The sequence below is a fragment of the Pleionea mediterranea genome (genome assembly GCF_003148745.1).
GTDB lineage: Bacteria > Pseudomonadota > Gammaproteobacteria > Enterobacterales > Kangiellaceae > Pleionea > Pleionea mediterranea.
Genome location: NZ_QGGU01000011.1, coordinates 93,646 through 119,733 on the forward strand (window position 1 = coordinate 93,646; position 26,088 = coordinate 119,733).

At 44.0% G+C, this 26,088-nt stretch carries 26 protein-coding genes; 12 read left to right on the top strand and 14 right to left on the bottom strand.

What is annotated here, in order from left to right; all coding sequences use genetic code 11:
• The first annotated feature begins 1 nt into the window (after position 1).
• Positions 2-1,324 (top strand): LEA/WHy family protein, encoded by a 1,323-nt coding sequence (locus C8D97_RS14850; protein WP_109764585.1) that lies wholly within the window; start codon positions 2-4, stop codon positions 1,322-1,324.
• An 11-nt stretch (positions 1,325-1,335) separates the two neighbouring features.
• Here C8D97_RS14850 and C8D97_RS14855 read toward each other — a convergent pair whose 3' ends face one another.
• Positions 1,336-1,671 (bottom strand): PilZ domain-containing protein, encoded by a 336-nt coding sequence (locus C8D97_RS14855; RefSeq protein ID WP_109764586.1) that lies wholly within the window; start codon positions 1,669-1,671, stop codon positions 1,336-1,338.
• Complete coding sequence (locus C8D97_RS14860) at positions 1,668-3,440, bottom strand: DUF1631 family protein (protein ID WP_109764587.1); 1,773 nt, start codon at positions 3,438-3,440, stop codon at positions 1,668-1,670. The genes C8D97_RS14855 and C8D97_RS14860 overlap by 4 nt, the downstream gene beginning before the upstream one ends.
• Positions 3,441-3,896: 456 nt before the next feature.
• Here C8D97_RS14860 and C8D97_RS14865 point away from each other — a divergent pair, with 456 nt between their 5' ends.
• From C8D97_RS14865 to C8D97_RS14875, 3 genes are all read left to right on the top strand, one after another.
• A complete protein-coding gene (locus tag C8D97_RS14865) occupies positions 3,897-4,118 on the top strand; it encodes a hypothetical protein (RefSeq protein WP_109764588.1) in 222 nt (73 codons plus the stop codon).
• A gap of 693 nt (positions 4,119-4,811) precedes the next feature.
• Positions 4,812-5,282 (top strand): transcription elongation factor GreB, encoded by a 471-nt coding sequence (gene greB / locus C8D97_RS14870; RefSeq protein WP_109764589.1) that lies wholly within the window; start codon positions 4,812-4,814, stop codon positions 5,280-5,282.
• A gap of 136 nt (positions 5,283-5,418) precedes the next feature.
• The gene (locus C8D97_RS14875; protein ID WP_109764590.1) at positions 5,419-6,258 is read left to right on the top strand and encodes a MipA/OmpV family protein; all 840 of its coding nucleotides are present in this window, start codon (positions 5,419-5,421) and stop codon (positions 6,256-6,258) included.
• Positions 6,259-6,348: 90 nt separating this feature from the next.
• Here C8D97_RS14875 and C8D97_RS14880 read toward each other — a convergent pair whose 3' ends face one another.
• Both C8D97_RS14880 and glnS read right to left on the bottom strand, forming a co-directional pair.
• Positions 6,349-7,152, bottom strand: a complete 804-nt coding sequence (locus C8D97_RS14880) for a hypothetical protein (protein ID WP_109764591.1) — start codon at positions 7,150-7,152, stop codon at positions 6,349-6,351.
• A gap of 61 nt (positions 7,153-7,213) precedes the next feature.
• Positions 7,214-8,905 carry a glutamine--tRNA ligase gene (gene glnS, locus C8D97_RS14885; protein ID WP_109764592.1) on the bottom strand — a complete coding sequence of 564 codons (1,692 nt, stop codon included), beginning with the start codon at positions 8,903-8,905 and terminating at the stop codon, positions 7,214-7,216.
• 302 nt (positions 8,906-9,207) lie between these two features.
• On the opposite strand from glnS, the gene C8D97_RS14890 reads away from it, so the two are divergent.
• The gene (locus tag C8D97_RS14890; protein WP_109764593.1) at positions 9,208-9,468 is read left to right on the top strand and encodes a hypothetical protein; all 261 of its coding nucleotides are present in this window, start codon (positions 9,208-9,210) and stop codon (positions 9,466-9,468) included.
• A 112-nt stretch (positions 9,469-9,580) separates the two neighbouring features.
• Here the strand turns inward: C8D97_RS14890 and C8D97_RS14895 are convergent, their stop codons facing one another.
• Both C8D97_RS14895 and pomA read right to left on the bottom strand, forming a co-directional pair.
• A complete protein-coding gene (locus tag C8D97_RS14895; protein WP_109764594.1) occupies positions 9,581-10,558 on the bottom strand; it encodes a flagellar motor protein MotB in 978 nt (325 codons plus the stop codon).
• 8 nt (positions 10,559-10,566) lie between these two features.
• Positions 10,567-11,325 (bottom strand): flagellar motor protein PomA, encoded by a 759-nt coding sequence (pomA, locus tag C8D97_RS14900; protein WP_109764595.1) that lies wholly within the window; start codon positions 11,323-11,325, stop codon positions 10,567-10,569.
• A 317-nt stretch (positions 11,326-11,642) separates the two neighbouring features.
• Here pomA and C8D97_RS14905 point away from each other — a divergent pair, with 317 nt between their 5' ends.
• The 7 genes from C8D97_RS14905 (at position 11,643) to C8D97_RS14935 (ending at position 19,871) form a co-directional block, all read left to right on the top strand.
• Positions 11,643-11,900: an exodeoxyribonuclease VII small subunit gene (locus C8D97_RS14905; protein ID WP_109764596.1), complete on the top strand. Its 258-nt coding sequence runs from the start codon at positions 11,643-11,645 to the stop codon at positions 11,898-11,900.
• Positions 11,897-12,787 (top strand): (2E,6E)-farnesyl diphosphate synthase, encoded by an 891-nt coding sequence (gene ispA / locus C8D97_RS14910; RefSeq protein ID WP_109764597.1) that lies wholly within the window; start codon positions 11,897-11,899, stop codon positions 12,785-12,787. Before C8D97_RS14905 ends, ispA begins: the two co-directional genes overlap by 4 nt.
• Before the next feature lie 37 nt (positions 12,788-12,824).
• The gene (dxs, locus tag C8D97_RS14915; protein ID WP_109764598.1) at positions 12,825-14,687 is read left to right on the top strand and encodes a 1-deoxy-D-xylulose-5-phosphate synthase; all 1,863 of its coding nucleotides are present in this window, start codon (positions 12,825-12,827) and stop codon (positions 14,685-14,687) included.
• A gap of 99 nt (positions 14,688-14,786) precedes the next feature.
• Positions 14,787-15,218 carry a GNAT family N-acetyltransferase gene (locus C8D97_RS14920; protein WP_109764599.1) on the top strand — a complete coding sequence of 144 codons (432 nt, stop codon included), beginning with the start codon at positions 14,787-14,789 and terminating at the stop codon, positions 15,216-15,218.
• A 3-nt stretch (positions 15,219-15,221) separates the two neighbouring features.
• Positions 15,222-16,148 (top strand): glutaminase B, encoded by a 927-nt coding sequence (gene glsB, locus C8D97_RS14925; protein WP_109764600.1) that lies wholly within the window; start codon positions 15,222-15,224, stop codon positions 16,146-16,148.
• Between the two features lie 248 nt (positions 16,149-16,396).
• Complete coding sequence (locus C8D97_RS14930; protein WP_109764601.1) at positions 16,397-17,230, top strand: hypothetical protein; 834 nt, start codon at positions 16,397-16,399, stop codon at positions 17,228-17,230.
• Between the two features lie 208 nt (positions 17,231-17,438).
• Positions 17,439-19,871, top strand: coding sequence for a TonB-dependent receptor plug domain-containing protein (locus tag C8D97_RS14935; protein WP_109764602.1), 2,433 nt, complete (start codon positions 17,439-17,441; stop codon positions 19,869-19,871).
• 18 nt (positions 19,872-19,889) lie between these two features.
• Here the strand turns inward: C8D97_RS14935 and C8D97_RS14940 are convergent, their stop codons facing one another.
• The 8 genes from C8D97_RS14940 to ribD form a co-directional block, all read right to left on the bottom strand.
• Positions 19,890-20,606: a retropepsin-like aspartic protease family protein gene (locus tag C8D97_RS14940; protein ID WP_109764603.1), complete on the bottom strand. Its 717-nt coding sequence runs from the start codon at positions 20,604-20,606 to the stop codon at positions 19,890-19,892.
• Positions 20,573-21,073, bottom strand: a complete 501-nt coding sequence (locus C8D97_RS14945) for a phosphatidylglycerophosphatase A family protein (RefSeq protein WP_109764604.1) — start codon at positions 21,071-21,073, stop codon at positions 20,573-20,575. Before C8D97_RS14945 ends, C8D97_RS14940 begins: the two co-directional genes overlap by 34 nt.
• Before the next feature lie 30 nt (positions 21,074-21,103).
• Positions 21,104-22,075 carry a thiamine-phosphate kinase gene (gene thiL, locus C8D97_RS14950; protein WP_109764605.1) on the bottom strand — a complete coding sequence of 324 codons (972 nt, stop codon included), beginning with the start codon at positions 22,073-22,075 and terminating at the stop codon, positions 21,104-21,106.
• A gap of 8 nt (positions 22,076-22,083) precedes the next feature.
• Entirely contained in the window at positions 22,084-22,515 is a 432-nt protein-coding gene (gene nusB / locus C8D97_RS14955; RefSeq protein ID WP_109764606.1) for a transcription antitermination factor NusB, read from the bottom strand.
• Positions 22,515-22,985, bottom strand: a complete 471-nt coding sequence (gene ribH, locus C8D97_RS14960; RefSeq protein WP_109764607.1) for a 6,7-dimethyl-8-ribityllumazine synthase — start codon at positions 22,983-22,985, stop codon at positions 22,515-22,517. Before ribH ends, nusB begins: the two co-directional genes overlap by 1 nt.
• A gap of 54 nt (positions 22,986-23,039) precedes the next feature.
• On the bottom strand, positions 23,040-24,158 hold the full coding sequence (gene ribBA / locus C8D97_RS14965) for a bifunctional 3,4-dihydroxy-2-butanone-4-phosphate synthase/GTP cyclohydrolase II (RefSeq protein ID WP_109764608.1): 1,119 nt from the start codon (positions 24,156-24,158) through the stop codon (positions 23,040-23,042).
• 64 nt (positions 24,159-24,222) lie between these two features.
• Positions 24,223-24,876: a riboflavin synthase gene (locus tag C8D97_RS14970; RefSeq protein ID WP_109764609.1), complete on the bottom strand. Its 654-nt coding sequence runs from the start codon at positions 24,874-24,876 to the stop codon at positions 24,223-24,225.
• A gap of 76 nt (positions 24,877-24,952) precedes the next feature.
• Positions 24,953-26,080 carry a bifunctional diaminohydroxyphosphoribosylaminopyrimidine deaminase/5-amino-6-(5-phosphoribosylamino)uracil reductase RibD gene (ribD, locus tag C8D97_RS14975; RefSeq protein WP_245411467.1) on the bottom strand — a complete coding sequence of 376 codons (1,128 nt, stop codon included), beginning with the start codon at positions 26,078-26,080 and terminating at the stop codon, positions 24,953-24,955.
• Positions 26,081-26,088: the final 8 nt, after the last annotated feature.

Consider the following 26,088-nt stretch of genomic DNA (forward strand, 5'->3'; position numbering starts at 1 on the left):
TATGCACATTTCTTCTCAATTGCTACTCGCCCTCTGGCAGGCTCCGAAAACTCTGTTGCAGCAAAAACACCGTTCTTTAATCTGCCTGCTGCTGTACTTATTAGTGGGTTTTGCCGTATTTGCAGGCTTCAGTTATTTGTTGCTCGATAATCAGATAGCCCTGAAAAAAGCTGCGCTCGACTACCTGTTTCCAAAGTCCTGGCAATCTATCTCGGAAGAACTGTTTCGCTTTTTCTTTGAGTCTCAAGCGCAGGACGTACTGAGTAACCTTATATTAAGTGGTTCGCTGGTCGTTGCCTCGATATTTTTGTTTCCCATCAAGGAGAAATATTCCGCCGCATTTGAGCGAGAACAGCATTACCCGAATGGTGTTGCCAAAGAATTTACTCTGATGATGCAAGGCATTGAAGAAACCCGCCTGTTCTTATTTTATCTGACGGCCCAAATGGTGATCTTGTGGATAGGTTACTACCCCTATTCCTGGGCCAATACCACATCCATTACACTGAGTTATCTGTTTTTATTTTATACCTTTGCACTGGATATTATTTCTCCCACCTTGCAGCGCCATCGCATCAAATACGCCATGATCAATAAACTGCTTTGTCGCAATATTGGTTTATCTTTGCTGTTTGGCGTGATTTACAGCTTGCCCGCCCTGTTACTCAGCCGCTGGATTATGACCATTGAATCGCTCAATCTTTTGGAAGTTTCGGTGATTTTATTTTTGGTAAACTTGGTATTTATTGCAATTGCGATCCCCGCCGGAACACATATCGCCAGCCGACTGCTGCCAGAAACACAACATATTCATCCAGTGTCCAGTTTTAGCAAACGGCTGGGTTACACTGTCATGACTTTATTATTAATTACCGGACTTATTTTTCACGGTCGCCTTATTCAGTCCATGCACCATAAAAGTCAGGTATTAAAAGCAAATTACAGCATTAACTGGGACTCTATTAGCGCCAACTACTCATCACTCAGTAATCTGTTTGATGGTGAATCCTTTGGCAAACTCAGCTTTGACCTGGACATTCAAAACCCGACAGAATTTGATCTGGTATTTGAGAACAGCCGCGTATTAATCCAGAAAGACGAGCAGCTCATCAGTGATATTAAAGTAAAAGGTTTTTCCATAAAAACGGGCGAGACCCGAACTATAACCATGCAGCTCGATACGGTTTCAAACTTTTCATCCTTAACCGATATTGCCAGACTATTGGATGGCTGGCGCATCGAGTTAAGAATTGAATTATTTCCGGGCATTCCATTTATTATTAATTTGCTCGACGAACCCAGAAAGCCTGACGAAGAATCATAACCAATAATATTTTAAGCACTGGCCTGCTCAACCCAGTAGGCCAGATCCGAATGTTCTGCATCCAATAGCTCAAAACCACATTCATAATCTTGCCCGGCTTGTTTGCACCAACGAACTTCTGCGTATAACAACATCAGTTGGCCTTTATTATTTTCAATACACAACTCGGTAATAAATCCTACGGGTAGCTGACAGCTTAAGTGAACTCGAAGACCACTTTTTGAAATATCCAATGTTTCACACCGCTGCTTAACAGCGTGACCGGCTTCATTTTTAAAGGTCAGTTCAAAATTCACCTGAGTGCTGCGCTCCTGGCGCTCGTCTTTGCGTCGTTCGTGCTCTGTCATGATGTACTCACCGCCTGTCGTTTTAACCGCTGTGCGGCGACTATTTGCTCCATGGTTTGCTCATTCGATTGCTGACTGGCTAACAACTCCAGTTTGCCATCGACCATTAGTGTGGCCATTTCTTCTGGCAACCACTGAGCAACTTTTACGCCTCTTTTATTAACAAACACCAATTTTCCGGTTTGTTTTAAACGCAACACAAACTTAATCAAAGTAGCGTCATTTGCGTGATCAATAAAGGTTGATCCCGGTGCTAATAATTTGAGCTGCTCGATAATTGACTGCTTTTGCTCGGCCTGTTTTTGCAGTATTGCCTTTTCTCGAGCCCGTTTTTCTGCCTGACGTTTCGACTTTTTAATTTCAAGGCGTTCTTTACGCGATGCTTCAAGTCGAGCTAACAGTTTGCGCTTTTGTTGCTGCTTTTGTTTGTCCGTTAACTGTTTGTTAATGGCCTGAACTTGTGCACCAATATAATTCGAAAGTTCACCCAGCTTTTGTTCCAGTTCACTGTGTAACGAAAAGGGTTTCAATTTTTCGGTTTCGATCAAATCATTTGCCACTTTAAACGATAAACTGTCGACCCTAACGCCAGAATAATTAACCAACACCAGCTTTTGATAGCTCATATTACGATCAATAACCCGACAATGCAGAGATTTATCGGGCAAGTGATAGTTGAACCATGAACCACTTTTGCAATGAAGGATCACCTGTTTGTAAGTTTCTTTTACGCTGTCTGAAGATTTTATTTCGTTTGAGCCGAAGCTAACCCACTCATTCTCCGGTAAAGCTTTACCTTCCATTATATCGATATGATGTTGCTCTAACCGGTCCAGAAAACTGTCCATCACCGCATCATCAATAACGATACTGGAGAACAACTCTCTTATTTGACTTCTTAAAGGTGAGATGGTCGATGCAAAAGCTTGCTGCACCTCTTCGGCCGTGAGCAATTTAAAACTATCCAGCAACTCACTGAGTAGACTTGTTCCTGCATTTAGTGCTTCATCAGGACTGTCATTTTTCAATAAAATCAAATGAAACAGTCGATGCCAATGTTCACTAATAAACACATTTACCCATTTCGGGATCCTATGTTGCTGCAATGTTGATTTAATTAATTGCTTGGCATCATCGGATGCGGTCTGGTTTTCGTGCTGTTGCTTCTCAAAAGCGATCACCCTTTGTTCAAAAGGCAATATCTTTTTTTGAAACGCCTGATACACACCGGTTAACTGATGCTGCAAGTCGACATAGTGTTGAGGGTCGGCCTGAGACTCCACCACTTTTATCAATAATTCACCAAACTCATCGATGACGTGATCAAAAGTTCGACCGGCATGAGCATCGTAGGGTTTTAATAGCCGCGATAAAAACTCCAGCAGCATCTGGAATTCATTTGGGTAATGCTGCTCTGAATATTGCAGCAGCCAGCTTTTCATAAACCAAAGATGCAAGCTCTGAGCAAAAGGTAACTTGTTTTGCTTAAGTGATTCCATCGGGATTAATTGAGCAAGCAGGACTTCGGTAAGAGTATTTAGCAGATAGAGTTGGGGGTATTCTTTTAAAGCCCGGTTTGGTAATGCCGAATCATCTTCTTCATCAGTGGTTTTAATAAAGGATTGCCATAAGGACTGATCGCTTACCAGTCGTTTGGCATCCTGACGTACATCACCCGAATATTCAGGATCAATGGCGGTAACAAACAAATTGAAATATTGATGCAAATGCTGGTCAAGCTCAGTAAAGCTGACTTTATCGCCTGTCATAAATTAAACACCAACATAGTCTATGAACACCTTAATCCACTGCAAGATCTTTGCAAAAAAAACTGAAATAGCCACTTAACACCCATTAGGATCACATCAGTTGCCCGTGTGAATGGCTTATCACTGAACGGTGCGATAAGTATAGTCAGCCAATTGCAAAATCCCAGCGCAAATAAAATTTAGTCTTAAAAACAAGCAGTTAAACATTGCTATTCGTTATATCTTGGTAAATGACACCTTGTTGAATGCGATATTCCATGAAGCCCCTGTGATCTGGCTCACAAGACTGTCAGATATCTCTTACAGGGATTAGATTTTTTGGCTGATATGGTCAAATATTAATCTGCGCTACAGTTAACTCAAGACTTAAGGAAACTCTTCCTTTAAATCTTACGATAAAGAAAACGCAATTTTCGACATCGATTAATGACAATAAGCAACCGTGGGAGCAGTACAATGATGTTCAGCAATGATAATAGTAGTCACCACTGGGTTACCTTCACTAAAGGACGTATTCACGTAACAGGTTGTTCAAATTGTGGGCAAGTGTTAATGCCTACCAATGAAGACACCTCCTGTCATAAAGTTCCGGTTACCGACAACATGCTTGTCAATAAAGGTTTCCGCATAACAGGCGCGGTACAAACTGCTGCGGCTCAAAGCCCAACTGCCGCCTGACCCGAATAATCAGGTTACTCAGCTCGAAGCCTACAAAGCAAAACACCCGGTTGCTCGACTCTGTTCATTAACCTTGTTGAATAAGACACATCGTTTTTGAATAGAGCTCAAAGCAACGAGGGCTAACGAGGGCTAACGAGGAATAAAAATTCATTCATCGCATCTATGAATGACTTTACATTAAACTTGCTTAGACGTATTCGACGCTCTTCAATAATCAATCTGTTTGCAGACGGTTTGCTCTAAATGGTTTCTTCCCGCACTAACTCCCCGTTATAACCTAACTCAAATCAGTTAATCACCTTTATTATTGCTAAGTCCTCACGTACCATTAGCGGTTAATTTGCTTTTAAGTCATCAGAGCGTGTTTATCTGTCATTATTTGAGATGCAAGCGGTTATTTTATGACACAACTAGGCTGAGGGAATGATGAATAGTTATTCTCGACTTTGTCTCCTGAGTCGTTCTACCTCCTACGCCCTGTAGTCGTATTTGGATGACCGATAACGCAGTTGTGTCATAAAATAACCCCTGCCCGAAGGGTTGAGGCTAAAATTAAGCCACTCTTTGTTGAGAATTTCTTATTTAGAATAACTAAACCTCAAAATTCACGCCGCGATTGGCTTAATTTTGGCACTCAACATCTTAAATAATGAAAGATAAACTCGCTCTAGCTACTTAGTATGAATCAGTATGAATCGTTCGAATTTAATTACCCCAGAAGGCGCCACCCGGTTACGCAATGAATTAGCCGACCTTTGGAAAAATAAGCGTCCCGAAGTCACCAAAGCTATTACTGCCGCGGCTGCGGAAGGCGACCGCTCGGAAAATGCAGAATACATCTATCGTAAAAAACAGCTTCGAGAAATGGATCGACGCATTCGTTATTTACAAAAGCGTACCAGCCATATGAAAGTGGTGGAGCATAAACCAAGTGATCAATCGCGGGTGTTTTTTTCGGCCTGGATAGAGATTGAAGACGAGCAAGAGAATATTCTCTGCTACCGTATTGTTGGCAGTGATGAATTTGATGCCGATAAACGCTACATTAGTGTCGACTCACCATTAGCCCGTGCATTGATAAAAAAACAGCAGGACGATGAAGTACAGGTAACTACACCTTCCGGGGAGCAACTGTTTTACATTAATAAAATCTGGTATTAACCGTTTGACGTATTACCTATAAAGTAATTGTTTATACTGTTATTCGCTATCATGGTGCTAGAGATAGAATTACCTTGGATTAGAGTATTTATCATAAGCAGCATCTATCAACAAAACATTAAGCAAGAGAACAATAATGATCGTTAAGCATAAATTAATCGCCATACTCGTGTCTTTACTACCCGTTATAGTTACTGCGTCATCTACTTCTGAAGAAACTGAAAGACAACCAAAGGCAGAAGATTTTTTTGAAATTGGTGCCGGATTCTCGATAATTGATGTGCCACATTACGCAGGCAGTGATGAAAAAAATACTTATGTCGTGCCTTTTCCATATTTTGTTTATCAAAGCGATAAGGTATCGCTTAACCGGGAAGGTCTTAAACGACACATCTCCAGCACGAACAAGTGGGATCTGGACATCAGTTTTGCCGGAACATTACCACTGGACAGTGAAGACAATGATGCTCGACAAGGAATGCAGGATCTTGACTGGGTAGGTCTGGGTGGTCCATCAATTAATTACCATGCTTACAACAGCGAAAATTCTCGCGTTAAGATCATATTACCGGTTCGCTTTGGTATTGCCACTGACTTTCGTTCAGCGGATTATGTAGGCTGGGAGTTTTCACCCGGCGTTAGATTTGAGCACACCTTCCATCAAGAGTCGACAAAGTGGAAGTTTTTAACGTCAGCGAACTATTTTTACGCCAGCGAAAAATTCAATGATTATTACTATTCGGTGGATCAAGCCTATGCCACTGCGGAACGTCCAGAATATCAAGCCGAAGCTGGCAATGCGGGATATCAGGCAATGTTTGGATTGACGAGACGTGACGGCAACTTTTGGAGCGGAGGCTTTTTGCGTTACCGCTCGGTGTCTGGAGCAACCTTTGAAGACAGTCCGCTGGTGCGAAAGCAAGATAACTTTTACATTGGTGTCGCGTTTGCCTGGATTATTCACTCAAGCAAATAAAACCAGATGTTAAAACAATTCAAATAAAAAAGCGGATGCATGTTCATCCGCTTTTTTATTTGAATTATTGTTGTATTTTTATAAATAACTTTAAAAGTAACCGTAAAGTGCCAATGACCATCCATTGTCGATAGCAGTATTTGACAGGCCATTCTGATACGACAGGTTAAGCAAACCTGACTCACTAAATTGATAACTTAATGAATATTCAAGCTGTTTAATATCGGTATCATTTTTAAGAAAGCCCAGGTACATACCCGCGCCCAAAGTTAAAGTTTCTGTGGCAGTATAATAAAGCCCCGCCTGAGTATAATAATAATCACTGCTATCAAATAACTCACTGTCACCAACAAAAACGCTGCCAACGGTTACGCTAGGAGTCCAGTCGTTAATATAATATTGCCAGTCCAGCTTTAACGTATAATCAATACTGCCTGTACCCAGCAGCTTTTGCTCATCGCCATTGTCCAATTTAATATCCAGTGACAGTGTCAGAAGATAGTTATCGAACAAGCTGTCGTTTAAGTAATAACCGGACGACAGGGTCACATCACTTAAACCCGATACTTCCGAGTTACTGACACTTGCAGCCGAATTATTAACAATGGCATCAAGGTAAGTATCAACACGGTTGCTACTGAACAATACCCTATCGCGCGTAGGTAAGATGCCGACAATAGCTGCGGGGCCTTCCAGTTTCGCATAAGGAATGTAAGCGCTGATATAAAAGTCATCGTAATAGGCAGAGAGATCAAGCGTGTCGATAGTAATACGACTTTTCAAACCAAAGCCAAAGTGACTTTCACTTTCACTGTGTTCTAACCCGACGGAATAGTCAGTCGACCATAGCGGTATTGAAATGAAACAAACGAGTAGCAGTAAAAACTTAACCAAGGTTTATTCCTTTTATTCGTATTGGTAAAAATAAGGAGCCAACCGGCTCCTTATTTTTAATCTATAATTTATTTTCGATTTTTGCCCAGCTGTCCCTTAATGTGACCGTCCGATTAAATACCAGTTCACCGTCTTTACAGTCGTAGCGATCGGAACAGAAATAGCCTTCACGTTCAAACTGAAAGCGTGTTTCTGGCTCAACGTCTTTCACACTCATTTCAATGCGTGCATTTGATAAGGTAATCAATGACTCTGGATTCAATGATTCCGGTAAGTTCTCTTCCGCTCCCGGATTTGGCACATTAAACAAACGGTCATACAGGCGGACAGTTGCAGACAACGAATGCGTTGCCGAAACCCAGTGGATAACCCCTTTTGGTTTTCGACCTTCGGGGTTTTTGCCCAATGTGTCGGGATCATAACTGCAATGGATTTCTGTAATATTGCCCTGTTGATCTTTTATCACATCATTTGCCTGAATCACATAACTGTTTCTTAAGCGTACTTCTTTACCTAAAACTAAACGCTTGTACTTTTTATTCGCTTCTTCACGAAAGTCAGCGCGATCAATAAATACTTCTTTACTCATAAACAAAGTACGCACACCCATCTCTTCTTTTTGAGGATGATTTGGCGCGGTCAGTTGTTCAACTTTATCTTCCGGATAATTCGTGATCACTACCTTCACCGGATCCAGCACTGCCATGACTCGCTTGGCGTTTTTATCAAGATCTTCACGAACTGAATTTTCCAGTACACCCATTTCTGTGGTGTTAACTTTTTTGGTGATTCCAATTCGCTCACACATATCTCGGATGGCAGCAGCAGTAAACCCGCGGCGACGCATTCCCGATATGGTTGGCATACGAGGATCGTCCCAGCCATCCACATGCTTATCTGTAACGAGTAAGTTCAGTTTTCGTTTACTGGTAACGGTGTGTTCAAGATTTAAACGCGAAAATTCGATTTGTTGTGGATGACAATCAATGGAAATATTATCCAGCACCCAGTCATACAGAGGACGGTGATCTTCAAACTCCAAAGTACACAATGAATGCGTAATGCCTTCCAGAGCATCAGAAATACAATGGGTGAAATCGTACATCGGATAGATACACCATTTATCACCGGTACGGTGATGGGTTTGGTGTTTGATTCGATAGATAACCGGATCACGCATATTAATATTGGGCGATGCCATATCGATTTTGGCACGTAGACACATTTGACCATCGGAAAACTCGCCGGCTTTCATGCGGCGAAACAGATCCAGACTCTCACTGCTTGGGCGATCCCGATGCGGGCTGTTTTTTCCCGGTACTTCGAAGGTACCACGATATTCGCGAATTTTTTCAGGCGTCAGTTCATCCACATAGGCTAAGCCTTTTTCAATTAACTCTTCGGCAAAGCCGTAAAGTTGATCAAAATAATCCGAGGCATGACGAATGTTGCCATTCCACTCAAATCCCAGCCAGTGCACATCTTCTTCAATCGCCGTTGCATAGGCGGCTTCTTCTTTTGCCGGATTGGTATCATCAAACCGTAAATTGCACTGGCCTTTAAACTCTTCGGCAATACCAAAATTAAGGCAGATGGATTTTGCATGACCCACGTGTAAGTAGCCATTAGGCTCAGGAGGAAAGCGTGTGGCAATCGTTTGATGTTTACCGGACGCTAAATCTTTATCAACAATTTGACGGATAAAGTGCTTCGGTTTTTCTGGCGATTTAGAATTATCAGCTACATTACTCATGGACAATATTTGCTCATTAAAATCAGTGTTACGGCTAACTTGGCCAACGGCCGCATCATGCGCATTTTTACAAAGCGGGTATTCTACTATAGATACCTGCGGGTAAGAACTCTGTTAACCCCGATATTAACGGATTTAACGGCCAACTCTTACAAATCCCATTAACGGCTTTCTTTCCCTTGTCGCAGCCCTTAGCCACATCAGTCGATGGTCGTAAACGGGGTGTTTTTCAGAAAGATAACTGGAAATCGGTCAATTTTTAAACTATTGATTATATATGGCAATAGATAATGAGCAGTGCTATGAAATCTTCCAATTATTTACGACAGGCGAAACGACGCAACCATCACAAAGATGAAGATAAATCCCCTTCCTGGCAAGATAAGGTGATCGGTAAGTATCAGTTGTCACTACTGCTCGACATCAATCGCGCTCAACTGGATAGCTGGATTAAGATGGGTATGCCGGTTATTCAGGAAGGCGGTATCAACCGCGAGTGGGAGTTTGATCTGGTCGCCGTGAAAGCCTGGGCAAATTCAAATGGGCATCTCGATAATCGATAGTCCTTTTGTTTATTAAGCGAAAACTCAACTTTTAACGCACATTGGCTTGTTTTACAGAAGCTCATGTCAGCTTAGGCCAATAGAGGCATAGCCAGTAGCGCCCTTTCATCATTTAGTTTTCGGGTTCGTCATTACTCTCCGTTTGAACCGCAGCATCGGCACCGGTAACGCCTAAAATATTACTCGGTGTCGACTCTCCCTGGACAATAATGATTTCTACCCGGCGATTTTTCGCACGCCCCTGTGGTGTTTCGTTGGTATCCAGAGGTCGGGTATCGGCATAACCGGTTATAACAAATCGCTCTCGCTCAAGCGCTTCGTTTTTCAACAACTCACGAACCACGCTTCCGGCACGCCCACCGGATAATTCCCAGTTAGAGCGAAAGCGTTCCGTTTCAATAGGCAGGTTATCAGTATGGCCAGCGACCCGGATTTCGCCATCGGTATCCTGCAAAATTTCGGCTATTCTGCCGAGCACGCCAATAAAACTTGGTTCAATGCGATCCGAGCCGGAAGCAAACGAGCCACTTTCGCGAATTCGGATCACAACAATATTATCTTTAGCCAATAATTCTATTTGTCCAGAATCGAGCTGAGCCGACATCTTGACGGCTATTTCACGGGCCAATGATTCCGATGCTTGACCCTGGGCAGACGCTTGCCCTTCGCCAGAAGCCTGCTTTTCACCAGCACCGACATTGGCGCTATCGCCTTCTCCGGTATCACTTTTGTCTCCCTCGCCTTCCTGCGGATCTTCTTCAACCGGTTCATCAAACTCCAGCGACTCTTTGGTGATCTCCACAGTATGCTGCATGATGGCTTCAATCATGGTCGGGGTCGGTTTTCCGGGCGAGAATTCCTGCGCAATGACACTGGTGCCCTTGGGGATATCTTTTACTTCCACTTTATTTTGCACACCGAAGGCGTACTTCATGGAACCGGCGATTTGTTTAAACTTCAGAACATCCATTTCGGAAAAAGCCAACAAGAGCACAAAAAAGCACATCAGCAGAGCCATCAGGTCGGCAAAAGTGCCCATGTAATCCGGAAGTCCCTCCGGTGGGCAGTCACATTCTTCTTCAGTACTCATGGGCCACCCTAATCTTCAGCCGAGGGCCGTTGGCCTTCAGCCAGATAGCCATGCAACACCTGTTCAATGATCCTTGGGTTTTGCCCGGCTTGAATACCGAGTAAGCCATCAATCATTAAGGTCCGGGCAATTTTTTCTTCTGAATCTCTTAACTTCAATTTATCCGAGATAGGGGTTGCCATCATATTGGCGATCATTGCGCCATACAGGGTTGTTAACAGAGCCACCGCCATCGCCGGACCTATGGATTTAGGGTCGTCCATATTACCCAACATGGCCACCAGACCAATCAGGGTACCTATCATGCCCATGGCTGGCGCGACACCGGCCAGGCTTTTAAATACCGCAGCACCATTGGCGTGTCGCTTGGAAGCCATTTGAACATCTTTTTCCAGAATCGACTTGACCACCTCTCCGTCGTGGCCATCCACCAGTAATCCGACGCCTTTCTTTAAGAATGGGTCTTCTACTTCGGCGCCTTCCAATGACAATAATCCGCCTTTACGCGACAAATCGGCCAACTCAACGATTTTTGCGATGATCTCTTCGCAATTGGGCGACTTGTACATGATTGTCTTCATGCCAGCTTTGGCGGCACCAATAAATTCTGATAGAGGGTATTGCCCTAGCACCACCAGATGAGAGCCAATCACAACCACCAAAACAGAGGGAACATCAATAAACTGCACAAAACCGCCAGCCAATATCATAGCCAACGCAACAATACCCACTGCACCAAATAAACCTATAAGGGTTGCTATATCCACCCAGTCTTTCCTCAAGTTTTAAACTATTTTTCTATTAAAAAGGTTAGTCAGTTTTGCGTAAGATGCAATTAACTGACGGAAAATCATAACAAAATTCCACTCCAATGCTCCAGAAATGAAACCAACTCACACTTATACCGACGGCTGTATTTTTACACAATTAAAATTAACTTATTACCGACGGTTTAAGCTTTAGCGCAAAAAAGTAATGCTTCTGCCTGTTTTGTGCCCGATTATTTCACCAGTTTGCCACCTGCTTAGGGTTTTCATTCATCGCGATCTAGGCGAAAATAGCGTCTCTTCACTAGGAATTCATTATGAGCAAAAAACAGACATCCGCATCCTTTGAACAACAGCTCGAACAACTTGAAACCATTGTTGATGCAATGGAACAGGGCGAACTGTCGCTTGAAGATGCTTTGAAACAATTTGAACAGGGCGTCAAACTGACCAAAAACTGCCAGCAAATGCTTGAACAGGCACGTCAACGGATCCAGGTTCTGTCTGAGCAGGAACAACTCACCGATCTTCACATTGCTGAAGAAGAAGCCGATTACACACCTAATGCTCAATGAATTTCAATCAATTTAGTCACGAGTATCGCGACCGCGTCGAAACTCAGATCAGTCTTCTGTTACCCGATAGCGAAACATCCCCCGGCAATTTACACTCGGCAATGCGTTATTCGGCGCTAAACCCCGGTAAGCGCACACGCCCGCTGCTGGTTTACGCCACCGGACTCATGTGCGGCGCAAGCGCCGAGCAACTGGACAACGCTGCAATTGCCGTCGAACTGATCCATGCTTATTCGTTGATCCACGATGATCTTCCCTGTATGGATGATGATGAGTTGCGCCGTGGATTACCCACTTGCCACATCAAATATGATGAAGCCACTGCTGTATTAGCCGGTGATGCGCTGCAAACACTGGCGTTTGAGTCCTTAACCCGCCAGTCCATCACCAATTGCCCGCCTGATATCCAGCTGGCCATGATCAATCTACTCTGTAAAGCATCGGGTTCTATGGGCATGGGCGGCGGTCAGGCGATCGATCTGGAATCTACCGGTAAACAGTTAACGCTATCCGAGCTTGAACAAATGCACGCCATGAAAACAGGCGCTCTCATCGAAGCATCGGTTTTGTTGGGGTATTACGCCAGCGCCAAAAGTGATCCCGCAGAGCTTGCAGCCCTGAAAAAATACAGTCGCGCCATTGGCCTTGCCTTTCAAATCAAAGACGATATCTTAGACATTGAAAGCGATACAGAAACCCTTGGAAAGCCTCAGGGCTCTGATGTTGCAGCCAATAAAGCCACCTACCCGGCGCTGCTCGGTCTGGATGGCGCCAAGCAACATGCCCAAAAACAATATCAACTTGCGTTAGAAGCGCTGGCCGAGTTGCCGTATAATAACGGCCTTTTACAACAGTTCGCTCAACACATAATCGAACGGGATAAGTAAGCGTCTGGCTTACCTTATTAAGGAGTATCCATCCCGAATGAATGCAACACTCAGTCATTATCCATTACTGGCAGGTATTAATTCGCCGCACGACTTGCGCCGCCTTGAATCGGGTCAATTACAGCAGGTTACCGATGAGTTACGCCAGTACTTAATCGACACCATCAGTCGCTGTGGCGGGCACTTTGCGGCTGGCCTTGGCACGGTTGAGCTTACCGTTGCGTTGCATTATTTATACAATACGCCCGATGACCGGCTGGTCTGGGATGTAGGACATCAGGCCTATCCACATAAGGTATTAACCGGTCGTCGCGATCAACTTGAAACCGTGCGACAAACCGATGGCTTGCATCCATTTCCGGTACGCAGTGAAAGCGAATACGATACCTTTGGTGTAGGTCACTCCAGTACATCCATTAGTGCTGCCCTAGGAATGGCCATTGCCGCGAAGAAAAAAGGCGAAGACAGACGAACCGTTGCTGTAATAGGCGATGGCGCCATGACTGCCGGAATGGCTTTTGAAGCCATGAATCATGCTTCAGATGTTGACGCCAACCTGTTAGTGATTTTAAACGACAATGATATGTCGATTTCTGAAAATGTCGGTGGACTGAATAATTATCTGGCAAAAATATTATCCGGGAAATTTTATTCAAGCATTCGTCAGGGTGGAAAAAAAGTTCTGCAAAACATGCCGGCTATTTCGCAATGGGCGCACCGTGTTGAAGAACACATGAAAGGTATGATGTTACCCGGCACCTTATTTGAAGAGTTGGGCTTTAATTATATTGGCCCGGTCGATGGCCATAACATTGATGCACTGGTGGACACCCTGAGCAATATGAAACAGCTCACCGGCCCACAGTTTTTGCATGTGGTTACCCGAAAAGGAAAAGGCTACGAACCGGCAGAAAATGATCCCATTGCTTATCATGGCGTGCCTATTTTCGATCCAAAAGATGACAAGCTGCCTGCTGGCAAAAAGAAAGTAACCTACTCCAATGTGTTTGGAGAGTGGTTGGTGGATGTTGCAAAAACCGATGAACAATTAGTAGGAATTACTCCGGCGATGCGTGAAGGCTCCGATATGATAGAGTTTTCCAGACAATATCCCGAACGTTATTTTGATGTGGGTATTGCCGAGCAACACGCAGTTACTTTAGCGGCCGGGCTTGCCTGCGAAGGTTGTAAGCCAGTTGTCGCCATTTACTCATCATTTTTACAACGTGCTTATGATCAATTAATTCATGATGTGGCGATCCAAAACCTCGACGTATTATTTGCCATTGATCGGGGCGGTCTGGTTGGCGGTGATGGCGCAACTCATCACGGCGCTTATGATTTAAGTTTTTTACGTTGCATTCCAAACATGGTCATTATGGCCGCCAGCGATGAAAACGAACTCCGACAAATGCTAAACACCGGTTATCAATATAACGGCCCCGCTGCAGTTCGTTACCCAAGAGGCACCGGTACTGGTGTAACGGTAAACACAGAAAATAAAACCATAGCGGTTGGTGAGTCACGTAAGGTTCGTACCGGTGAAAAAGTCGCAATACTCTCATTTGGCGCTTTATTAAAAGAAGCCGAAGCAGTTGCCGAAAAACTGGATGCAACCCTTATCGATATGCGCTTTATTAAACCGCTCGACACAAATGTCATTGACCAAGTGTGTCAATCACACACTCATCTGGTAACTCTGGAAGAAAATGCATTAATGGGTGGTGCCGGAAGTGCAGTTAATGAATATTTAATGCAACAAGGTAACCGTGTGCAGGTAAAAAACCTGGGCTTACCGGATCACTTTGTTGAACACGGTGATCCCAAAGATTTATTAGCGCGATGTGGATTAACGGCGGATAAAATGACTAATACATTAAATCAGTGGCTTCATAATTAACGTTACAAGAAGATTCTATACGCTAGTTTATAACAACATTACCATCACTCATGGTTATTCTGCTGGTAAATTTTTTAACGGATGTAAAATATTTTAATCGTGGAAAATATTGAAATTAGTGACGATAAGTCCAAACTGGATGTATCAAAAATACATCAATTCCTTACATCCGAAAGCGAATGGGCTAATAACATAACGATTGATATAGTTACTAAATCAATTGAAAACTCAATCTGTATTGGAGCTTATATCAGAGATGTTCAAATAGGTTTCTGCCGAATCATAACTGACTGTGCAACATTTGCTAATTTAGTCGATGTTATTGTATGGCCAGAGTTTCGCGGCAAGGGCATTTCAAAGCATCTAATGAATGCAGTTTTGAACCACGCAAGTGTTAAAAATGTGAGACGATTTACTTTAGCGACATCTGATGCTCATGGCCTTTATAAAAAATTTGGCTTTACTCCACTCAATAAGCCAGACACATTTATGGAAATTTATAAACCCGATGTTTATAAATCCTCATTATAGCTAATGACTGATTATTCAAACACAATACAACAGCACCTAGATCGCATTGCAAAACACGCCCGTGATTTATTTGGCAATGGCCATGTTGCCGATTATATTCCAGCGCTTGCGAAAGTTGATCCCAACCAATTTGGGATTGCTGTGTGTGATTTACAAGGCAATGTTTATCAGGCAGGCGATACAACCACTGCTTTTTCAATTCAAAGCATCAGCAAGCTGTTTACTTTGATACAGGCGCTGCAAATTTACGACGAAGAATTATGGCAGCGAATAGGACGAGAACCCTCCGGCCAACGATTTAATTCATTGATGCAACTTGAAGTGGAGCAAGGTATCCCGAGAAACCCTTTTATTAATGCTGGGGCATTGGCGGTATGCGATCGACTGGAATCACGTTGTTCGGCACCAAACTATCAGTTACTCGAACTGCTCAGAGAGTTATCACAAAACCCACACTTGTTAGTTAACACCACCGTTGCACGCTCGGAGTTAGAACACGGCTCCCGTAATGCTGCAATGTCCTACCTGATGAAGTCCTACCATAACTTTGATAACCCGGTTGAAAAAGTACTGGAAAGTTACGCCCATCACTGCGCCATCGAAATGAACTGCATTGATCTGGCAAGAGCCGCTTTATTACTTTGCAATAAAGGTAAAACATTAGCTGGCCGCGAAATACTGACTCAAACTCAGAGCAAACGGGTTAATGCTTTACTGGCCACCTGTGGATTGTACGATGCTGCTGGTGACTTTGCCTACCGTGTCGGTCTGCCAGGAAAAAGTGGTGTGGGTGGTGGCATAGTAGCTATTTACCCCGGGCACTACTCCATCTGTGTCTGGTCGCCAGAACTAAACGACGCTGGAAATTCATTAATTGGAACTTATGCACTTGAAGCATTAACCGATGCTCTGGGGTTATCAGTATATTAAGCTAGTGTATTAATCTTATGTATAAATATGGCCTATAACAACCAACCATTTTTAACCAATGCCGTTTAAGAGCACAAAGATATATAGAACTAAATAAAAGGCTGATTATATAAAATTACATTGTGACCCAAGAAAAGCTTTGCTATAAATAACTTCTCAGATTGAAATATTGATTTTATCTGAGAAAACAGTTTAACAAGAAGCCATATCAAAAATTGAATTAAACTTACATATAAGAGGGACCTATTATGAAGTGGCTAAACACCAAGTTTTTCCTATTTGTGATCATAGCTATATCTGGCCTGATTTATTCCGCGCAAGTTTCTGCCACCTACAATATTTGTTTAGTAAAAGAGATCAGCAATGACGGCGTCACTTACTATGATGCAAATACTCAAGCGGATGCCGTGCCGATTTCAGACAGCGCATTCTTCCGCTTTACGGTAAGTAAGTGCCCTACCGATCCCGGTGGTTTGCTTGACATTGTATTAACGGATCCATCTCTGGATTTAACCGTGACGTCACTTGAAGACTTACCGCACAGTCATACCGAATACCCGGATCGCATCTACTCTCTGGAAGTCACTGACTATTGTTCTGGTCATCAAGGTTATAAAGAAAATGTGGCAAGTGTTACTGGCACCATTGTCACCGGTTTAGAAACTCGCACAGACACCGATAATGCCTGGGCATATTGTGAAGATATTCCTCAAGGCGGTGACGGTTGTACACCCGGCTACTGGAAACAACCCCATCACTTTGATTCATGGCCGCAACCACCTTATCCCTATACCTCATTCGAAACCGTGTTTGGCGTAGATATTAATGTCAACTCTAAAAAAGATGACGGTAATGATGATGTCAGCTTTATTGAAGCGTTAAACGCTAAAGGAGGCAAAATCAATATGGCAGCACGTCATGCTGCGGCGGCTTACTTAAATGCAGCATCAGGTGGCGTAAGTTACGACCTGAGTACTCAAGCGGTTATTGATATTTTTCAATCTGCACTCAACAGTGAAAATTACGACACGGTAATTCAAACGCTGGTTGAATTTAATGAGCAAGGTTGTCCACTTAACTAAGTAATCTATGTTAAAGCATCCTCTTTACTAGAGGCGACCTATTAAAAAACCCGAGCTTTAACTCGGTTTTTTTATTCCGCAGTCTCAGTTTAAATTAATGTCTATAAATCGAAAAACCTCTGAATGTCTCTCTTTCAGTATCAGCTTGACGAACATAAGCTTTACCACTAGCTTTATAAGATACTCTTTATAAAAGTCTGTGACATACATGCGCAATTTTTTATGGTCATTTGCAGTACTCTTGCCCAGTTTTCTAACCGCTAATGACCATAACTCACGGCAACCCCTGCTAAACATGCCTTTGGATCAACTGCTGAACCTGAAAGTTGCCGTGGCATCACGAGGTGAAAGTCGGTTATTGCATAAATCACCGGTACCAGTAGAAGTTATCAGTCAGTCGCAATTACAAAACACCGGACAAGCGTATCTTGCGGATGCTTTACTTCGCTCCTCTTCAAGTTTCCATTACTTACACTTTTCTTTACGGGATGGTTCCGATCATTACCTTCCCTTTTCACTGCGTGGCTTTAACCCGAACCAAACTCTGGTCATGATCAATGGAAAACGACTGCATCACGGCGCATTACTCCATACCAGTAATGCGCTCGGTAGAGGTGGCACCAGTATTGATTTAAACCAGATACCTCTGTCTGCCGTTAAACAAGTTGAAATTTTAAAAGACTCAGCCTCCGCGCAATACGGTTCCGATGCCATTGCCGGTATTATCAATATTCAACTGGTTGAAAGACAAAATAATGAAGTCTCCATCACACAGGGACAAACCAGCCAGGGCGACGGAGAACAAACCCATTTTACCGCACAACTGGGTGCTGACTATTTTACCAAAGGATTTCCTGATACAAGTCTGATTGCCAATATTGAGTACCATGACAATCAAGGAACCAATCGTGCAGGTCCTGATTCAAGACAACAATATTTTGCGAGTGATCCTCGCAATGATTTAGCCGAAAATCAAAACCCTATCAATTCTAAAGATGGCGACCCGGCCAGTGAGCAATGGCAATTAAACACACAGGCAACCTTTGACTTATCTTTATCGCGGCAACTTTATGCCTGGTTCAATGGTCGTCAAAAAGACGGCCGTTCTGAACTTTTTTTTCGACGTCCACTGGATGATAACAATGTGCGGGCAATTTACCCTGATGGATTTCTACCACAATTAGCGCCGGATATTTGGGACACCAGCGTTACCCTGGGTCTTAAACAAAAACATCACTGGGACATTAGTTACACTCGCGGGCGAAGCAGCTTTAACACTATTCTTAACAACAGTCTGAATGCCTCTTTAGGGGAGCAAAGCCCTACTTCGTTTAACAGTGGTCGACTGGGGTTCAGTCATCACATACTCAGTGGCGACTGGGTTAAATATTTGGATAATCTTCAGATTGCTGCTGGCGCAGAATTTCGTTCAGAAACCTTTGAAATAAAAGCAGGCAGTCCAGCTTCTTATCAACACGGAGGTGTAAACGTATTGGATGGGCCCAACCAAGGTAGTACGACTGAAGCTGGCGCACAAGGCCTGCCAGGATTCGAGCCTCAAAATGCCAGTCGCAACAGTCGGAATAATTCAGCTGTTTATATTGATATAGAGTATTCGAAAAATGACCTATTGTGGATCAACTCATTACGTTACGAAAACTACAGTGACTTTGGTGATACCTTAAATGGCAAGTCCAGCATTTCTTATTCATTAAACCCTAATTGGCGTTTTCGCGCATCAGCCAGTAACAGTTTTCGAGCGCCCTCCTTGTCGCAATCGCATTATTCCTATACAGGTTCAGCCTTAATCAATAATCAACTGGTTTCTATTGGAACCTTTTCAACGGATCATCCATTAGCAATAGCGCTAGGAGCTAAGCCACTGGAACCAGAAACGGCGCAGCAAATAAACCTTGGAATGGTTTATAAATCTGGAACAGACACTCTGCTGTCTTTTGATATTTTTAAAATAGATGTAAACGATAGAATTGAGTTAACCGGAAATATTGATCGCGATATTGATCTTTGGGGCAACACCACAGTGTCACTGCTTGAACAATTTGGTGTAGGTGCCGCACGTTATTTCACCAATGCTATCAGCACCACCACTACCGGGTTTGATATTGATTTTAATCACACCCAACATTTAAGCAACAGCTCGATAATTCACTATAAAATGCAATACCACAAAGCAAAAACTCGCGTCGACGATAACATACACCCCCCCATACAATTTAATAATCAAACGGAATTATTTTTTGATCGCGGACAAGTCATGCGAATCGAAAGAAAATTACCGGAGAGCAAAGCGATACTTTCGGCGGAATATAATAACGATAAATTAAATATTTTATTGAAAGGTTTGTATTTCAGTTCCATTGCTCTGGTAAATGATATTGAACAACCTGAGCGCGACCAAACTATTTCAGACGCCTGGATCACAGATCTGGCCTTTGGATATTCCTACAATGATTCTTTAAGTCTTTACCTTGGCGCTAACAATCTGTTTAACCATACGCCGGAAGCCTTTACACCAATGCCACCACTGTTTGGTGAAGGTCAAATACTTCAATATGCGGATCACACGCCTTACGGTATAAATGGTCGTTATATGTATCTACAGGCAAAATACCAGTTTTAGAGCGTGTTTATCTTTCATTTAATAACGAGTGCCTATCACCAGCTTATTGCCGTCTTGCTCAACCTTAAAGTTACCCAAAAAAGACATGCCTAATAACACTTTACTCGGTTGAGAGCCAACAAGCACCGCACCATCAACATTACGTAATTCCAAATCGCCCACCCGCACATGAGCTAAATTAACCCGATAGGCTTTTACGACGCCCGATGCTGTTTCTGCTCGAATCACTTGCCCCATACTACGATAAGGAATACCAATACGATCCGCCGTGTGATGATTCATCGCAATACTGGTGGCTCCGGTATCCACCAAAAAATTAACCTGAGTATTATTAATGGTGCCAGAGACACGAAACATGCCATCCGGTTGACGAATTAAATTTAAAACTTTTTGTCGCTTGGGAGCTGTCGAAGTTTCGATCACCGAATTAAAGGCAACCGGAGATGAGGATCCCATAACCAGAGTTTGCTCTTGCTGCTTGTAACGGATCACCGCTTTGCGGGAATTGGCGGATAATAACACCACGCCTTCGGGCGATGGCTTACCCACTTTTAAGGTACGGGCAACGCCATTAATTTCAACAATCGCGGTATTTTTAAAAAGGCCTTTAACATTAATCGACAATTCTTCTGCATATACCGATGCACAAAAAAATGTCGCAATTATAAAGCCTGCTTTAACAGCAGCTTTAAGGTTAAAAGTTAAAGTATTTGATAAACGTTTAAGTAATACCATACCACACCGCTAACAATGGCGGCCATAACACCGGCGATAATATCGTCCAGCATAATTCCCAAACCACCTTTTACACCGCGATCAATCACACCAATTGGCCACGGCTTTACAATATCGAAAAAGCGAAACAGAACAAACCCTAAAATTAACGCGCGCCAGTCAAAACTTAATGGCAACATGGTAATTAAAAAGCCCACCACTTCATCCCAGACAATACCGGGATGATCGTGTTTATGCATGGCTCGAGCGGTTTCTCCGCATAAATAAACGCCCACTGCCGTAAACAGAATAACGATCAGGCCGTAAAGAATTATTGGTAGATCGGCCATCAACCAATATAGAGGGATAGCTGCCAGCGTTCCAAAGGTGCCGGGCGCTTTAGGCGATAACCCAAGACCAAATCCAAACGCCAGACAATACACAGGGTGCGTTAAAATGCGTCGATGGGTTAATGGAGGTGAGCTCATTACAATCCTTATATGACTTTAGTCTTAGTGTTAATCCACAACAAAATGATCAAAGCCCGCTTTTTTGTTTTCAAGTGTTTCACCGTCTTTAATAACACGAACGCCATTTTTACCGGTAATGCGGCCAATTTCATAACAGGCCACGCCCACTGACTCTAAGGCTGACTGCACTTTTCTGAAATCGTCTTCTGCCACAGTAAAACATAATTCATAATCATCGCCACCGGATAAAGCGTGTTCCATGGCGCTTTGCTCGTTAGTGACTTTACGAGCCGCTTCGGAAATCGGTAGTTTTTCGGTATTAATCACTGCTCCAACTGAACTGCGAGAACAAATATGCCCCAGATCAGCGAGCAATCCGTCAGAAATATCTATCGCTGCGGAAGCCCTGCTCCTAAGTGCAATACCGGCTGCTACTCGAGCTTTTGGACGATTATAGCGATCCAGCAAATACTGTTTGATATCACCTTCAGCTTTGAGTTTCTGCTGAGCAACTTGTAAGCCAATGGAAGCATCACCTAATGGCCCTGTCACACACACCAGATCTCCAGCTTCTGCGCCGGAACGTGTTAAAGCAACACTTTCCGGAACAAAGCCATGAACCTGTAAGGTAATCGACAATGGTCCACGAGTGGTATCGCCGCCAACAACTTGCAGGCCGTAATGGGACAGTAAATCGTGGAAGGTATCACTAAAATCCTGTAGCCACGCCATATCAACTTTCGGAATAGACAGTGACAGGGTCACCCAGGCCGGTTCTGCACCCGCGGCAGCCAAATCACTTAAATTAACCGCCATGGCTTTTGCGGCCACATCAGAGGCAGAGGTATTCGGCAAAAAGTGGACCCCTTCAACCAATGTATCCATAGAGACTGCCAGGCTCTGTCCCTCAGGGACATTGAGAATAGCACAGTCATCACCTATTCCCAGAGCAACGTCTTTTCGTGCCGGCATTTCGCGCACAAAAAAACGTTCAATTAAATTGAACTCAGAAAACGACATAATAAACCTTAACTGCGTACTTCTAACGGACGGAGTAATTTAGCAATTTTATCCAGTACACCATTGACGTATTTATGCCCATCTTCGGCACCAAAAACTTTGGCAAGTTCCAAAGCTTCATTAATAACCACCCGGTAAGGAATATCCTGACGCTGCTCAAGCTCCCAGACTGAGAGTCTTAAAACGGCTCGCTCAACGGGATCAACCTCATCAATAGTACGATCAATATGCGGCGTTATATGTGCATCCAGAGATGAAAGTTCCGTCAGTACGCCACGGATAATCGCTAAGAAATAAGGCACTTCGACCTTATTGGGGTTAATGGTTTCAATAAACTGGTTTTCAATATCGGCCAGAGAATTGCCCGACATCTGCCATTGATAAATGGCCTGAACCCCATAGTGCCGGGCTTTACGACGATGCGATGGTTTTAACGACATTAGCCAATGCTCTCAAACAGGTTAACCATTTCCAGAGCTGTCATTGCGGCTTCACCACCTTTGTTGCCCGCTTTGGTACCGGCACGCTCAATGGCCTGCTCAATGCTGTCGACGGTCAGTACGCCAAATGACACAGGAACATCAGCATCAAGGGATACTTGCGCCAGACCTTTGGTGCATTCACCCGCTACATAATCAAAATGTGGCGTACCACCTCGAATCACCGCACCCAGTGCAATGATAGCATCATACTGTTTTTTTGCCGCAATACGTTTTGCGGCGATGGGCATTTCAAAAGCGCCGGGCACGCGATAAATTTCAATGTCCTTTTCCGACACACCGTGCCGTTTTAAAGTATCGATGGCGCCTTCAAGTAAGCTTTCAACAATAAAACTGTTAAAACGCGCCACCAAAATGGCGTATTTAGCTTTACCAGCAACCAACTGACCTTCAAATGTTTTCATAATCAATTCCTGTAACTATTTATCTGTTATTAATAAGACGATTGCACATCAGCAGTCGTCTTAAGCATCATCTTCTATGTATTCGACCACTTCGAGTTTAAAACCGGACAGTGCGTGGTACTTTTTCTCCGGACTTAATAAACGCATCTGATGAACGCCCAGATCCGCTAAAATTTGTGAGCCGACACCAACGTTTCTAAGCGCTGCACTGCTGTCTTTTTGTGGTGAATCGATCCCCTGATCTTCCTGTTGATATCGATGCAGCCGATTCAGCAAGGACTCTTTGGTTTCCTGATTATCGATGACCACTATGACACCTTCACCTTCTTTGGCGATCCGCTCTATTGCCCGGCTTAAACTCCAGCTGGATAACTTACCTCGCTGTTTTTGCAACAGATCGGTTAGCGCGTTAGCAACGTGAACACGAACCATAGTTGCTTTATCAGGCTGGATATCGCCTTTGACTAAGGCAAAATGCACGCCATGATCGATGGAGTCTTCGTAGGTATGCAGCCGGAAATCACCAAATGGGGTTGGCCAGTGACATTCGCTTAATTTATCAACGGTTTTTTCGTTCAGTGTTCGGTATTCGATAAGGTCGGCAATGGTACCCATTTTAATGCCATGCTCCTGAGCAAATACTTCCAGATCAGGGCGGCGCGCCATGGTACCGTCTTCATTTAATATTTCAACTATAACTGCTGACGGCTCTAAACCGGCAAGACGGGCAAGATCACATCCCGCTTCTGTATGGCCGGCTCGGTTTAATACGCCACCGGGCTGTGCCATTAATGGGAAAATGTGTCCGGGTTGTACCAGATCCGACGGCTTTGCGTCTTGTGCCACAGCGGCCTGCACCGTTCTGGCTCGATCAGCGGCAGAAATTCCGGTTGTTACCCCCTCTGCCGCTTCAATGGATATAGTAAATGCTGTGGCGAACTGGGCATCATTTTGCTGCACCATCAAAGAGAGATTAAGCTGTTTGCAACGCTCACGAGTCAGTGTCTGGCAAATTAAACCGCGTCCATAACGCGCCATAAAATTAATGTCATCGGGCCGAACCATACTGGCTGCCATAATTAAATCGCCTTCGTTCTCCCGATCTTCGTCATCCATCAAGATAACCATTTTGCCTTGACGAATGTCTTCAACCAGCTCTGAAACTTTACTTAATGCCATTAAATTTGCCGTTACTCTGCTTAGTGCGTGTAAAAAACGGTAATTATACCAGTGATCTAAGGGATTATTTAATAAATCCCGACTTTGCCAGTAAATCTTTTGTTACGGAACTTGCCTGAATATCGTCACTGCAGGTGAGCAGTCGTTCCAGATACCGGGCAATTTGATCCACCTCGAGGTTAACGGCGGTTCCTACCTGATAAGTATCCATAATGGTTTCAACCAGAGTATGAGGCACAATATTCAGTTCAAAACTGTCCCCATCAACCTTGTTTACCGTTAGGCTGATGCCATCAACCGTAATCGACCCTTTATGGGCAATATATCGGGCCAGAGATGAAGGCGCTTTGATGATAAAGCGAACAGAACGCGCGTCCTGCCATCTTTGTGTGACTTCACCAATGCCATCCACATGGCCACTGACCAGATGACCACCCAGTCGTTTGGTGGGTGTCAGTGCTTTTTCCAGATTGACCGGCTGCCCTTTTCGATAATGTTTAAATCCGGTGAGTTCGATGGTTTCACCAGACACATCGGCAATAAAATAATCATTGCCAAATTCAACCACCGTTAAGCAGACTCCATTGCAAGCGATAGAGTCGCCTAATGCCACATCTGCCATATCCAGCTTGCCAGTGGCAATAGTCAGTCGTTGATCGCCACCCTGAGTAACAAGATCACGAATTTCACCAACCGACTCAATTATTCCTGTAAACATAAAGTAACCTTCAGCCTGTTACGGCAATTGAATAGTTTTAATCTTAAGGATTCACAACAGAGACTATAGACCACATTTAATTCGACAGTTGGTAGGTCAACTTAAGATCATCACCCACCTGTCGACAATCGGTCAATTGCATGGACACCGATTGCTCCATAGCATCAAACGGTAAGGCCGCCAATGGCATTGCATTGGCGCCCATGAGTTTGGGCGCGATATAGAGCACCAGCTCATCCACCAGACCGGCCTGAATAAATTGCCCTGCCAGCTTACTGCCCGCTTCAATCAAAACCTCATTAAATTGATGGGCAGCGCACTGCTTTAACAGATTGTTGAAAAAGTCAGCTCCGTTACCGACTACTTTTTTGCGCTCTATGTGCGGCGGCAATCGATCCAGATAATCTTTGTCGCCAACCCACCATATGGGCGAGGTCAATTTGAAAAACTGTTGCGTTAAATTTGCTTTAGCCTGACGATCAATTAATACTCGCACCGGCTGTTTAAAGTGAGCAAGTTGCTGTTCTGTTAAAGGTTCTGCCCACTCATCAAGTCGAACATTGAGTGACGGATTATCATTAACCAGCGTACCGCGTCCGGTAATTATGGCGTCGTGTCGGGCGCGTAATCGCTGTACATCCTGCCGGGCATCGGGTCCTGTGATCCACTGACTTTCTCCGCTTGCCATGGCAGTACGACCATCGGCACTGATCGCCATTTTTAATCGAACCAAAGGACGTTGCTGCTGCATTCGTTTGATAAACCCCGGATTCAGATCCGCCGCCTGCTGCGCCATTAATCCTGAATCGACGGAAATTCCCGCCTCTTGCAACATGGCAAAACCGCCACCATCCACTTTAGGGTTGGGATCGCGCATGGCGCAAACCACACGGTTAACGCCAGCGTTAATTAATGCCGTTGCACAAGGGCCGGTTTTACCCTGATGCGCACAGGGTTCCAGTGTGACATAAGCGGTGCCGCCACTGGCTTTACTGCCTGCCTGCTTTAAAGCATTGACTTCTGCATGGGCCTGACCAAATACCTGGTGATACCCTTCACCAACAACCTGATCGTTCTGGGTAATCACACAGCCAACTCTTGGATTGGGGCGCGCCAGATAGAGCCCTCGCTCGGCAAGGCGCAATGCACGCGCCATCATCTCAGCATCGAAAGCACTAAAACTGGCCATACTATTGTTGGACATCAGGGGTG